Annotated in this window: 11 protein-coding genes; 7 read left to right on the top strand and 4 right to left on the bottom strand. The window is 71.3% G+C overall.

Annotated features, from left to right (window positions below; genetic code table 11):
* Window positions 1-678: 678 nt before the first annotated feature.
* The 3 genes from SROS_RS47270 (at window position 679) to SROS_RS08525 (ending at window position 2,629) form a co-directional block, all read left to right on the top strand.
* Window positions 679-861, top strand: a complete 183-nt coding sequence (locus SROS_RS47270; protein WP_169369274.1) for a zinc ribbon domain-containing protein — start codon at window positions 679-681, stop codon at window positions 859-861.
* Window positions 862-1,229: 368 nt separating this feature from the next.
* Complete coding sequence (locus SROS_RS52755; RefSeq protein ID WP_245564589.1) at window positions 1,230-1,418, top strand: acyl carrier protein; 189 nt, start codon at window positions 1,230-1,232, stop codon at window positions 1,416-1,418.
* Entirely contained in the window at window positions 1,415-2,629 is a 1,215-nt protein-coding gene (locus tag SROS_RS08525) for a beta-ketoacyl-[acyl-carrier-protein] synthase family protein (RefSeq protein WP_012888505.1), read from the top strand. Before SROS_RS52755 ends, SROS_RS08525 begins: the two co-directional genes overlap by 4 nt.
* A 73-nt stretch (window positions 2,630-2,702) precedes the next feature.
* On the opposite strand, the gene SROS_RS08530 is transcribed toward SROS_RS08525, so the two are convergent.
* Entirely contained in the window at window positions 2,703-3,230 is a 528-nt protein-coding gene (locus tag SROS_RS08530) for a GNAT family N-acetyltransferase (RefSeq protein ID WP_012888506.1), read from the bottom strand.
* A 466-nt stretch (window positions 3,231-3,696) separates the two neighbouring features.
* Between SROS_RS08530 and SROS_RS08535 the strand changes: the two genes are divergently transcribed.
* From SROS_RS08535 to SROS_RS08545, 3 genes are all read left to right on the top strand, one after another.
* On the top strand, window positions 3,697-5,430 hold the full coding sequence (locus tag SROS_RS08535) for an ABC transporter ATP-binding protein (RefSeq protein ID WP_043651598.1): 1,734 nt from the start codon (window positions 3,697-3,699) through the stop codon (window positions 5,428-5,430).
* A 339-nt stretch (window positions 5,431-5,769) separates the two neighbouring features.
* On the top strand, window positions 5,770-7,425 hold the full coding sequence (gene hutU / locus SROS_RS08540; protein WP_012888508.1) for a urocanate hydratase: 1,656 nt from the start codon (window positions 5,770-5,772) through the stop codon (window positions 7,423-7,425).
* A 105-nt stretch (window positions 7,426-7,530) separates the two neighbouring features.
* Window positions 7,531-8,364, top strand: coding sequence for a MurR/RpiR family transcriptional regulator (locus SROS_RS08545; RefSeq protein WP_245564590.1), 834 nt, complete (start codon window positions 7,531-7,533; stop codon window positions 8,362-8,364).
* Here the strand turns inward: SROS_RS08545 and SROS_RS08550 are convergent.
* The 3 genes from SROS_RS08550 to SROS_RS45785 all read right to left on the bottom strand — a co-directional run bounded on the left by SROS_RS08550 (window position 8,361) and on the right by SROS_RS45785 (window position 10,730).
* Window positions 8,361-9,110, bottom strand: coding sequence for an ABC transporter permease (locus tag SROS_RS08550; protein ID WP_012888510.1), 750 nt, complete (start codon window positions 9,108-9,110; stop codon window positions 8,361-8,363). The two genes, SROS_RS08545 and SROS_RS08550, sit on opposite strands and share 4 nt — an antisense overlap.
* 17 nt (window positions 9,111-9,127) lie before the next feature.
* A complete protein-coding gene (locus SROS_RS08555) occupies window positions 9,128-10,087 on the bottom strand; it encodes an ATP-binding cassette domain-containing protein (RefSeq protein ID WP_012888511.1) in 960 nt (319 codons plus the stop codon).
* A 112-nt stretch (window positions 10,088-10,199) separates the two neighbouring features.
* Window positions 10,200-10,730, bottom strand: coding sequence for a PadR family transcriptional regulator (locus SROS_RS45785; protein WP_012888512.1), 531 nt, complete (start codon window positions 10,728-10,730; stop codon window positions 10,200-10,202).
* Between the two features lie 201 nt (window positions 10,731-10,931).
* Between SROS_RS45785 and SROS_RS08565 the strand changes: the two genes are divergently transcribed.
* Entirely contained in the window at window positions 10,932-11,618 is a 687-nt protein-coding gene (locus tag SROS_RS08565; RefSeq protein ID WP_012888513.1) for an SDR family oxidoreductase, read from the top strand.
* Window positions 11,619-11,641 lie beyond the last annotated feature (23 nt).

Here is an 11,641-nt window from a genome sequence, read left to right on the forward strand (position 1 = left end):
TGGTGCTGGTGCCGGTGCCGGGGCCGGGGCCGGGGCCGAGGGTGAGGGTGAGGCCGGGACCGGGGGCGGGGGTGGTGTCGGAGTCGTTCGCCGTCAAACGGCGCGGCGCCGTGTTGGGGTGGAAGGTCAAAAGCGCAACGAGGGCAGGTGGGGTGGCTGGGGGCCGCTTCATCCGTGCGGGCCGGTGTCTCATGGTCCTGGGGGGTGCTCAGGAGGAGCCGGCCGGTGGGCGGGTGGGAAGGCCTGGTGAGGGGGCGGTGGTGGATCGGGTGAGGCAGAGCGGGCGCCGATGAGCCCCGGGAGCGGTAGTGATCAGGATTTTTCCATGATCTGTTGGGATTAGCGGTGCTATAGGACGTCCAATCCCAGCAGATCAAGGAAAAACTCCGCGGCGCCCTCTCTTCCGCCCGCGCAGCGGGGAGCATTCCGTATGGCGTGGCACGAAAGGGGCGGCCCTGGGCCAGTCCGCTCACCTCTCGTTGCGCTTTTGACCTTCGACCCCGTACGGTGCCGCGCGGATGGGCCGGTCCCTGGCCACTCCACTCACCCCTCGCAACCCAGCCGCCAAGTCCGGACTCAACCGGAGCATTTTGGACGCGAGCTGGGGGCCTGGGCATCCTCCCCGTCAAAGCCGGATAAGCCGGATAAGCCGGATAAGCCGGGCGGAGGCTGGTCCCGGTGAACCCCGCCCACACCTCCCGCACCTGCCCGCGCTGCGGGCACCGCGCCAGGGAGAACCGCTCCACCCAAGCCGGGTCCGTCTGCAGGGCGTGCGCCCACACCGTGCACGCCGACGTCAACGCGGAGATCAACCTCTTCAGGGCCGGGCGGCCGGCCCTTCGGAACGCGCAAGCAGTCTGAGAAGCCACCCCGTTCACGGGGTGGAGGAGGCACGTGTCAGCTGGGCCTTTCGTCCGCCGGTCACGGGTGTGACCGGCCCGGTGGGGCCGGGGAGGAAAAGGATCCGGCCGGACCCGCCGGTCCCCTGTTCGCCGCCGGGCTGTTTCCGGATTGGTGGATTTTTCCGAGCGGTGAACCATCGCTAAATGAGTGGAAATTTCGAGAATTTAGCCTGGTAGGGCATAGACAGAACTTATGTCTGTTTCGCTATAGTCCGGGCATTGCGGGGACCCGAGTGGATCGATCCCTTTACTTTTAAAGGCGGGCGAATGGCAACCCTCGATTCAGCCACATCCGTAGTCCGGTCCGCGATCGCCGAGGTGCTCAGCGTGCCCAGCGATCAGGTGAAGCCCAGTGCCACCATCGCCGACCACCAGATCGACAGCCTGGAATGGGTGGAGATCGCCGTCATCATCGAGGAGAAGCTGGGCATCCAGCTCGAACCCAGCGACTTCGCGGGGGCGCGGACCGTCGCCGACATGGCGGGCATCCTGCACGCCGCGCTGGCGACCCGGTGACGCGCGTCGTCGTCACCGGTCTGGGAGTCAAGAGCCCGGCGGGCAACACGGTCCGGGACGCGTTCGCCACGGTGCTGGCGGGCAAGTCGCTCGCGACCGTGATCCCGGCACTCGCCGTGGAGGAGACACCGGTGTCGATCGGCTGCCCGCTGGCCCCGTTCGAGCCGCTCGACTACTTCACCGGACGCGAGCTCAGAACGCTCGACCGCACCTCCCAGATCGGCCTCGCGGCGGCGGCCGACGCCGTCACCGACGCGGGCGGCCTGCCCGCGGAGGAGGGCCGCGGCGTCTACGTGGGGACGGGAGGCGGCGGGTTCGCCGCGCTGGAGAGCCTGATCGTGGGCCACACGCTCGGCAGGGAGAAGGTGCCTGTCCACGCGGTGCCGACGCTGATGTCCAGTTCGACGGCCGCGCGCATCGCCATCCGGTACGGCTGCCGCGGCCCCTGCCTGACCTTCAACACCGCCTGCGCGAGCGGGGCCACGGCGATCGGGGAGGCGCTGCGCGCGATCCGCTCCGGCGTGGTCGGCTCCGCGGTGGCCGGGGGCCTGGACGCGCTGCTCTCCCCGCTGGCCATGTGCGCCTTCGCCCGGGTCGGGGCGCTGTCGGAGCGGATGGACTCGCCCGCGGAGGCGTGCCGGCCCTTCGACGAGGAGCGGGACGGCTTCGTCATGGGAGAGGGCGCCGCCTTCCTCGTCATGGAGCGCGCCGACCTCGCGGAGGCGCGGGGAGCCCGCGTCTACGGCGAGGTCAGCGGCTACGCGGCCAACTGCGACGCCAACCACATCGTGGCGCCGCTCAGGGACGGCTCCGTCGCGGCCGACTGCATGCGCGCCGCCCTGCTCGACGCGGGACTCACCCCCGGGGACGTCGGCCACGTCAACGCGCACGGCACCTCCACCCCGCACAACGACAGCGCCGAGGCCATCGCACTGCACGACTGCTTCGGCGGAAGCACGCCCCCGGTGACCTCCACCAAGGGCGTGACCGGCCATCTGGTCGGCGGCGCGGGGGCGCTGGAGGCGGTCATCGCGCTGCTGTCGGCCCGCCGGGGCCTCGTCCCCCCGACGGCCAACTTCACCGGAGGCCCGGCCGCCGAACTGGTCGACATCGTCCACGGCGAGCCCCGCTCCATCGCCGCCGCCCCCGTCCTGTCCAACTCCTTCGGTTTCGGCGGCAGCAACGCGTGCCTGGTCCTGACCCCCGCATAGGGGGCTTCGTCACGGCGGTCCCGGCCGCGACGGTGCGGGATCGGCGGCGGCATGCCGCCGCCGATCCCCTGGGTCACCGCCGGTCAGGGGCCGGTGACGTGACGCGGTACCGGACCGTGCCCTCCTCGGGGCCCTCCCCGGAGTCCCACCGCTGGAAGCCGGCCTTCTCCAGCACGCGGACCGAGGGCGGGTTCGACAGCTCCACGTTGGCGTACACGGTGTGGACGCCCGGGGCGGTGAAGGCGAACTCCGTCAGAGCCCGGGTGGCCTCGGGAGCGTAGCCGCGGCCCCGCCGGGAGGCCACCACGCCGTACCCGATTTCGAGGGTGCCGTCGCCGGGCGGCCAGAACAGGCCGATCGCGCCGACGACCAGGCCGCCGGCGCGCTCGATGATCTGACGGTGGCCGTACTCGCCCAGCCACGCGGGGTGCTCGGCGAACAGGCCGGCGATGACGTGGTCGCCCTCCGCGGGGAAGTCCTCGGCCCAGTGCGCGGGCCGGGCGCCGTTCAGGACGGCGTCGGCCTCGTCGGTGGTCCAGGTCCGCAGGATGAGGCGGCCGGTGGTCAGATCGGTATCGATCGGTGAGATGAAAGAAGACACGTGACGCTCCTGGTCGTTCGGACGACCGGGCCGCGTTCTAGCCTCGCGCGACCCGGACAAGGGCATGCTGAACAGAGCCGGTGGCAGTCATATTCATCAACCTCCCTCGTCATACGGCGATCACGCGCCTGTCGCGCCGTCGCGAGATTAGCAACCCCTTCACATTCCGGGCAACCGGTCCGATCTCACCTGCCACTGTTCCGGCCGGGCTGACGGCCACGGACGTGTCCCCGCTCCGGGGCGACCACATCGGCACCGGCGGGTCACCGGGGCGGGAGTGGGACCGTGTTCTGGAGGACTCGCCGGGCCCTCTGGGGTCAACTTGGGTTGACAGGCGCTTTGCTGTCAACTTATGTTGACGTCATCGACTTTCGTCTACGGATCCAGGCGGAGCGCCCGGCGCGAGCACGCGCGCGGTAGATAGGAAGGACGGCGGCCGGAGGCCGGTCACGTCAGCTCAGAGGAGATGAAATTGCCCGAGACCGCCTCCTGGCGACTTCTGTTCGCCTACGTCCGCCCGCACAGACGGGCCCTGCTCCTCGGTGGTGTCCTCAGCCTCGTCGGCTCGCTGGCCGGGCTCGCGATGCCGCTTCTCGCGAAGGTGGTCATCGACGCCTTCGGCGAGCAGCGCTCCCTGGTCGGGCCGGTGCTCGGCCTGACGGCCGCCGTCCTCCTGGGCGCGGCCGTCGGCGCGCTCGGCAGATACGTGCTGGAGCGTATGGGCGAGGGCGTCGTGTTCTCCGCCCGGCGGAGCCTGGTGGACCGGATGCTGCGGCTGCGGGTCTCGGAGGTGGACCGGCTCAAGCCCGGCGACCTGCTGTCGCGGGTGACCTCGGACACCACCCTGCTCCGGGCCGTGTTCACCGACGGTGTCGTCGAGACGGTCAGCGCGGTGTTCATGCTTGTGGGCGCCGTGGTGATGATGGCGATCATGGATGGGCTGCTGCTGCTCATCACGCTGACGGTCCTGATCCTGGTCGGCTCCCTCGTGGGCCTGGTCATGCCGCGCATCCGGCGGGCCTCGACGCAGGCGCAGGTCGCGGTGGGCGAGATGGGCGCGGTGCTCGACCGGGTCCTGCAGGCGTTCCGCACGGTCAAGGCCAGCGGCGCCGAGGACCGCGAGATCGCCACGGTGGGAGCGGCGGCCCGCGAGGCGCGGGACCGGGGCGTCGCGGTCGCCTGGTGGACCTCGATCGCCGGCATCTCCGCGTGGGTCTCCGCGCAGCTCGCCTTCGTGGCCGTGCTCGGCGTGGGCGGCGCCCGGGTCGCCTCCGGCGCACTGGAGGTCTCCTCGCTGATCGCCTTCCTGCTGTACCTGTTCTACCTGGTGGCCCCGATCGGCCAGATGGTCCAGGGCGTCACCCAGATGCAGAACGGCCTGGCGGCGGTGAAGCGGATCCGCGAGATCGAGGAGCTCCCCGCCGAGGAGGCCGCCGACGCGGCTGGCACGGTCGGCACGGCTCCGGCGGGGGTGAGCTTCGAGGGCGTGGCCTTCCGCTACGGCGACGACCGGCCGGTCGTCCACCACGACGTCTCCTTTACGGTCCCGGCGGGCGGCATGACCGCGCTCGTCGGCCCGTCCGGGGCGGGCAAGTCCACGGTCTTCGCCCTGCTCGAACGGTTCTACGAGCAGCAGTCCGGGACGATCTCCGTCGACGGCCGTGACATCGGGCAGTGGCCGCTGGGCCGGCTGCGCGCCTCCCTGGGCTATGTGGAGCAGGACGCGCCGGTGCTGGACGGCTCGCTCAGGGAGAACCTCGTCTTCGCCGCGCCGGAGGTGGGCGAGGCCGAGATCCGGCGGGTGCTCGCGCTGACCCGGCTGGAGGACCTGGTCGCCCGGCTCCCCGAAGGGCTGGAGACCAAGGTCGGTCATCGCGGGATCATGCTCTCCGGGGGTGAGCGCCAGCGGGTCGCCATCGCGCGCGCCCTGCTGCGCCGTCCCCGGCTGCTCCTGCTCGACGAGGCCACCTCCCAGCTCGACGCGGTCAACGAGCTGCGGCTCCGCGAGGTGATCGCCGAGGTGGCCAGGGAGACGACCGTGCTGGTGATCGCCCATCGCCTGTCCACGGTGACCACCGCCGACCGGATCGTGGTGATGGAGGCGGGCCGGGTGCGGGCCGTCGGGACCCACAGTGAGCTCCTCGACGGCGACGATCTCTACCGTGAGCTGGCCGCCACCCAGTTCCTGCTGCCGACGTAGATCCGAGCTCGCGGTCTGTGCCTCCGGACGCAAATTCGCATGGAACGTAACGGGATAATTCGGACACCAGCTCCGCTGGCTGGTTGGCCGTCCAGGAAACCGGGCATCCCGGCCTGTGCGAAGCCTCTCCTTCGTCTGGGGGCGTCCATCGGGCGCCCGCCGTGTCCGATCTCCGGTCCAGTCCGTGCGGGACGAGGGCCAGGGTGAGGGTCGGACCGGCATCTGGAAAACGGGCATCCCGGGTGCACTGTCCGGGATGCCCCCTCCTCCGGGTTGACCGGTAGCCTCCAGGTGACAAATATGAATGCATTCATTCAGTCTTGATGGGGAGGCTCGGTCATGACCGGCAGCCGGATCGTGCGCGCGCCGCGCGGCACCACGCTCACCGCCAAGGGGTGGCCGCAGGAGGCCGCGCTCCGCATGATCCAGAACAATCTGGATCCCGAGGTGGCCGAGCACCCGGAGCAGCTCGTCGTCTACGGCGGTTCGGGCAGGGCGGCGCGCGACTGGCGCTCCTTCGACGCGATCACCCGCACCCTGACCACGCTGGAGGGCGACGAGACGCTGCTGGTGCAGTCCGGCCGGCCGGTGGGGGTCTTCCGCACGCACGAGTGGGCGCCGCGGGTGCTCATCGCCAACTCCAACCTCGTGCCCGACTGGGCGAACTGGGAGGAGTTCCGCCGCCTGGAGGCCGCGGGCCTGACCATGTACGGGCAGATGACGGCCGGGTCCTGGATCTACATCGGCACCCAGGGCATCCTGCAGGGAACCTACGAGACCTTCGCCGCGGTCGCCGCCAAGCGGTTCGGCGGCTCCCTGGCCGGGACGATCACCCTGACCGCCGGGCTCGGCGGCATGGGCGGCGCCCAGCCGCTCGCCGTCACCATGAACGACGGCGTGGTGATCTGCGTCGACTGCGACCCCAGGTCGATCGACCGGCGGATCGAGCACCGCTACCTGGACGTCAGGGCCAAGGACCTCGACGAGGCGCTGCGCCTGGCCTACGAGGCCCGTGACCTGCGCAGGCCCCTGAGCATCGGTGTCGAGGGCAACGCGGCCGAGGTGCTGCCCGAGCTGCTCCGCCGGGGTGCCGAGATCGACATCGTCACCGACCAGACGTCGGCGCACGACCCGCTGATGTACCTGCCGATCGGCGTGGCCTTCGAGGACATGGCCGCCGAGCGGGAGAAGGACCCGGCCGGGTTCACGACGAAGGCGCGCGAGGCCATGGCCACGCACGTCGAGGCTATGGTCGGCTTCCAGGACGCGGGCGCCGAGGTCTTCGACTACGGCAACTCCATCCGGGGCGAGGCGCAGCTCGCCGGCTACGCCCGCGCGTTCGACTTCCCCGGCTTCGTGCCCGCCTACATCCGGCCGCTGTTCTGCGAGGGCAAGGGCCCCTTCCGCTGGGCCGCGCTGTCCGGATCCGCCCAGGACATCGCCAAGACCGACCGGGCGATCCTGGAGCTGTTCCCCGACAACGAGCCGCTGGCCCGGTGGATCCGGATGGCCGAGGAGCGGGTCCACTTCCAGGGCCTGCCCGCGCGGATCTGCTGGCTCGGGTACGGCGAGCGCCATCTGGCCGGTGAGCGGTTCAACGACATGGTGGCCTCCGGCGAGATCGAGGCCCCGCTGGTGATCGGCCGCGACCACCTCGACTGCGGTTCGGTCGCCTCGCCGTACCGGGAGACCGAGGGCATGGCCGACGGCTCCGACGCGATCGCCGACTGGCCGCTGCTGAACGCCATGCTCAACGTGGCCTCCGGCGCCGCCTGGGTCTCCATCCACCACGGCGGCGGCGTCGGCATCGGCCGCTCCATCCACGCCGGCCAGGTCACCGTCGCCGACGGCACCAGGCTCGGAGCCGAGAAGCTCAACCGGGTCCTCACCAACGACCCGGGCATGGGCGTGATCCGTCACGTCGACGCGGGCTACGACGGGGCCGTCACCGTGGCGGAGGAGCGGGGCGTCCGCGTCCCGATGCGCGAGTCCTGAAAGACGTCTGCCCCGGCCCGGTGCGCCCGTCCTCACGCGGACGGTGCGCCGGGCCGGGTAGCGGGGGCGGGAATGCCCGTGGACGATCAGGCGGTTGGAGGTGACGTGGGGGACGCACTCGATCGACTTCTGGAGGGCCGGCGGCTGTCGCCTGTGCAGCGGCGGATCGCGCGTTACCTCGACGACAACCTCGCCGAGGCCATCTTCCTGTCCAGCGTGGAGCTGGCCGACCGGGCCGGGGTGAGCCAGCCGTCGGTGACCAGGTTCGCCATGGTGCTCGGTTTCGCGGGATACCCCGAGCTCAGGCAGGCGCTGCGGCCCTTCGTCGTGGGCGACCGGAGCCCGTCGCGGGCCAACGACCTGCAGACCGCGATCGACGTGGAGGTCGACAACCTGCGGAAGGTCCGCGACGGCCTGGCCGACCCCTCGACCGTCGCGGAGCTGGGCGCCAGGCTGGCCGGGTGCGAGCCGCTGCCGGTGCTCGGGCTGCGGGTGTCGAGCGGGCTGGCCACCACGTTCGCCTACTTCGCGCGCCGGATCCACCCCGACGTCCGCCTGCTGACCCACGGCGGCTCCGAGCTGGCCGACGGCCTGCACGCCGCCCGGCGGGCGGGAGCGGGCTGGCTGGTCGCGGTGATCCTGCCCCGCTACCCGGCCGAGGCCGTGCAGGCCCTGCGGAGCGCCAGGGAGCTGGGCCTGCGGACCGCGGTGATCACCGACCGGCCGGACGTGCCGTTCGAGGCCGACGTGATCCTGGACGCCCCGGTCGGCGAGCGGCTGGTGTTCGACTCGCACGCGGCGCCGCTCGCCCTGGCCATGGTGCTGGTGGAGGCCATGGCGGACGCGGCGCCGCTGCGGACGCAGGCCCGGCTGGAGGAGTACGAACGGATGATCGACCAGGCCGGCGTCTTCGTCGACCGGCCGAACGCGCCGGCCTAGCCGGCGAGCCTGCGCAGCGAGCGGACCGACCAGGCCAGGGCGAGCGCGCCGAGCACGAGGAAGACGCCGAAGGCCACCGGGATCGTGCCGTCGGACAGGTCGCCGGCGAACAGGGAGCGGCCCGCCTCGACCGAGTAGTAGAGCGGGTTGAACCGGGCGGCCGTCTGCAGCCACTCCGGCCCGAGCGAGACCGGCAGCATCATGCCGGCGAGCAGGGTCAGCGGCAGCGCGAAGAACTGGACGAGCTGCGACATGCCGTTCTCGTCGCGGATCGCCAGCGCCAGGCCGTAGGAGAGGCTGGCGGCGAACAGGCCGGTCGCGGCCATGAGCAGCAGCATCAGGCCCAGGGCCGGCAGCGGCAGCCGCAGGCCCATCAGCACGGCCACCCCCATCACCAGGAGCGCCTGCAGGACGAGGACGAGCATGTCCTTCATCACGCGGCCGAGGACGATCGCCGGACGCCAGGCCTGGCTGACCGCGAGCCGCTCCAGCACCCCGTTGCGGGTCTCGTTGATCATGCTGAAGCCGGTGAACAGCGAGCCGAACAGGGCGATCATCATCATCGCGCCGGGCGTGAAGATCCTCAGCGCGTCGACCAGTGTCCCGCCCGGGACCATCCCGGTCAGCAGCGGGGCGAACAGCAGCAGGTAGAGCACGGGTTGCAGGATGCCGAACAGCGGCCAGACCGGGTTGCGGCGGACGTTGCCGAGCTCGTAGCCGAGAAACAGCATGGTGTGTCGGAACATGGGGGGGTCCTCAGGGGTCAGGCGGCGTCGCGGAGGGAGCGGCCGGTGTGCCGCAGGAAGACGTCGTCGAGTGTGGCCCGGTCGAGGGAGATCGACCGGATCGCCAGGCCGCCGGCCTCCAGGGCGCGGAGCAGCGCGGGCAGGTTGTGCTCGCCGTCGTCGAGGTAGGCGCGCAGGCAGTCGTCCTCCGGCCGGGTCTCCTTGATGTACGGCTGGGCGTTCAGGAGCTCGCCGGCGGCGGCCAGGTCGTCGAGCCTGAGCGTGACGACGTCGCCCGCGACCTCCTTCTTGAGCTCCTCGGGGGTGCCCTCGGCGACGATCAGGCCGTGGTCGACGATGACCAGCCGGTCGCAGAGCGCGTCGGCCTCGTCCAGGTAGTGGGTGGTCAGCAGCACGCTGGTGCCCTGGTCGCGAAGGCTGCGGACCTCGTCCCAGAGGTTGGCGCGGTTCTGCGGGTCCAGGCCGGTGGTGGGCTCGTCCAGGAAGACCAGTGGCGGCCGGTTCACCAGGCCGATGGCCAGCGCGAAGCGCCGTTTCTGGCCGCCGGACAATGACCTCACCGGGCGGTCGGCGATCTCGGTGAGACTGAAGGTCTCCAGCAGCTCGTCCGCGCGGGTGTGCGCCTGGCTCCGGGAGAGCCCGGCCAGGCGCGCCGACAGCAGCAGGCTCTCGCGGCCGGGGGCGTTGTCGTCCACGCCTCCGGCCTGGCTGACGTAGCCGATCCTCTCCCGGACCTTCGCGGCCTCCTTCACCACGTCGTGCCCGGCCACCCGGGCGGTGCCGGAGGTGGGGGCGGTGAAGGTGGCCAGCATCCGGACGGTGGTGGTCTTGCCCGCGCCGTTCGGGCCGAGGACGGCGAAGATCTCGCCCTCCCCGACGTTCAGGTCGATGCCCCGGACGGCCTCGACCTCCTCTGTCTTGCCCCGTCCGCGCTTGGCGGTGAAGGTCTTGCGCAGCCCGTGCGCTTCGATGATCATGATTCTCCGTTTCGAGGGCGGGGGCCGGGAGTCCGGCGAGTTTGGGGTGCTCCGAGAGGGCTGTCCGGGAGGAGAGACTGAACCCTTCCGTAGGGAGAAGGTCAACCGGTTTTCAGGGAAGGTCGCCGTTCCTGACCTTCTCGGCGGCCTCGCCGACCCAGGCCAGCTGGGCCTTGAGCTGGAGGATGTTGAGCCGCAGGCATTCGTCGATGTGCCGGGGGGCGCCGTAGGCCTGCTTGCCGCCGATGGCGCGCTCGGTCATCCCGATGGAGAACTGGAGCTGGGCGGCCCTGGCCTCCATCGCCGAGGCCAGCTCGCCGGCCGAGAGCCGGTCCATGAAGGTGATCGCCACCTGGAACGGGTCCACGATCGGCTTGATCTCCCACCAGTGGCTGAGCAGGTGCCGCCCGAACTCGGCCCGGCCGACGTCGGTGATCGCGTAGAGGGTCTTGCCACCTTTGCCTTCCTCCATCCGTTCCAGCAGGCCCTCGTCGGCCATCTTGCCCAGCCCGTGGTAGATCGAGCCGTAGGCCACGTTGGCCCAGTGCTGGGTGCCCATGAGTTCGAGGCGGCGCCGTACCTCGTAGCCGTGGAGCGGGCCGTCGAGCAGCACGCCGAGAAGCAGAACACGCGTGGAAGACATGTGCAAATTTTTATTAAAATTTGTATATCGTGTCAATCGTGTGAGAGGTCAGACGTGACGACGGCGCCCCGCCGGGCTTCCTGGGCCCCGAGGCCCGCCACGTTCCGCCCGGCGGGGCCGCGGGAGCGGCCCGCCTGCGGCGTTCTGCCCGGACAGGCCCTCCAGGTTCCGGCTGGAGCGGTCCGGAGTAAGGTGACCTGCATGTCCGCACGACCGACCGCACTGGTCACCGGAGCTTCCCGAGGGGTCGGAGCCGCCATCGCGCACGCCCTGGCCCCCACCCACGACCTGCTGCTCGGCGGCCGGGACGCCGAGGCGCTGGCCAAGGTGGCCGCCGGGCTGCCCGGCGCGCGACCCTGGCCGGTGGAGCTCACCGCCGTCACCGAGGCCGACGTCGCCGGGATCGACCGGCTCGACGTGCTCGTGCACAGCGCGGGCACGGTGACCCTGGGGCGGATCGCCGTGACCCCCGTCGAGGTCTGGCGGCGGACGATGGACATCAACGTGATCGCGGCGGCCGAGCTGACCCGGCTGCTGCTGCCCGCCCTGCGCGCGGCCCGCGGCCAGGTAGTGATGATCAACTCGGGGGCGGGGCAGCGGGCCAACCCGGTCTGGGGCTCCTACGCGGCCAGCAAGTTCGCGCTGCGGGCCCTCGCCGACGCCCTCCGGCTGGAGGAGCCCGACCTGAGGGTGACCACGGTCTACCCGGGGCGGGTCGACACCGACATGCAGCGCGGGGTGCGGGCCCAGGAGAACGGCTCCTACGAACCGGAGAAATACCTGGCCCCGGAGTCGGTGGCCCGGGCGGTGGTGGCGGCCGTGACGGCCTCTCCCGACGCCCACGTCACCGAGATCACCGTCCGCCCGGTGGGCGGGCCCGTGAGCTGACGGTGGTGCGGGTTCGCCAATGA

The organism is Streptosporangium roseum DSM 43021 (assembly GCF_000024865.1).
Classification (GTDB): domain Bacteria; phylum Actinomycetota; class Actinomycetes; order Streptosporangiales; family Streptosporangiaceae; genus Streptosporangium; species Streptosporangium roseum.

Excerpts from the sequence above, each read along its gene's own strand:
- SROS_RS08535 (WP_043651598.1), top strand. The coding sequence starts at position 3,697 with ATGAAATTGCCCGAGACCGCCTCCTGGCGACTTCTGTTCGCCTACGTC.
- hutU (WP_012888508.1), top strand. The coding sequence starts at position 5,770 with ATGACCGGCAGCCGGATCGTGCGCGCGCCGCGCGGCACCACGCTCACC.
- SROS_RS08550 (WP_012888510.1), bottom strand. The coding sequence starts at position 9,110 with ATGTTCCGACACACCATGCTGTTTCTCGGCTACGAGCTCGGCAACGTC.
- SROS_RS08555 (WP_012888511.1), bottom strand. The coding sequence starts at position 10,087 with ATGATCATCGAAGCGCACGGGCTGCGCAAGACCTTCACCGCCAAGCGC.
- SROS_RS45785 (WP_012888512.1), bottom strand. The coding sequence starts at position 10,730 with ATGTCTTCCACGCGTGTTCTGCTTCTCGGCGTGCTGCTCGACGGCCCG.
- SROS_RS08565 (WP_012888513.1), top strand. The coding sequence starts at position 10,932 with ATGTCCGCACGACCGACCGCACTGGTCACCGGAGCTTCCCGAGGGGTC.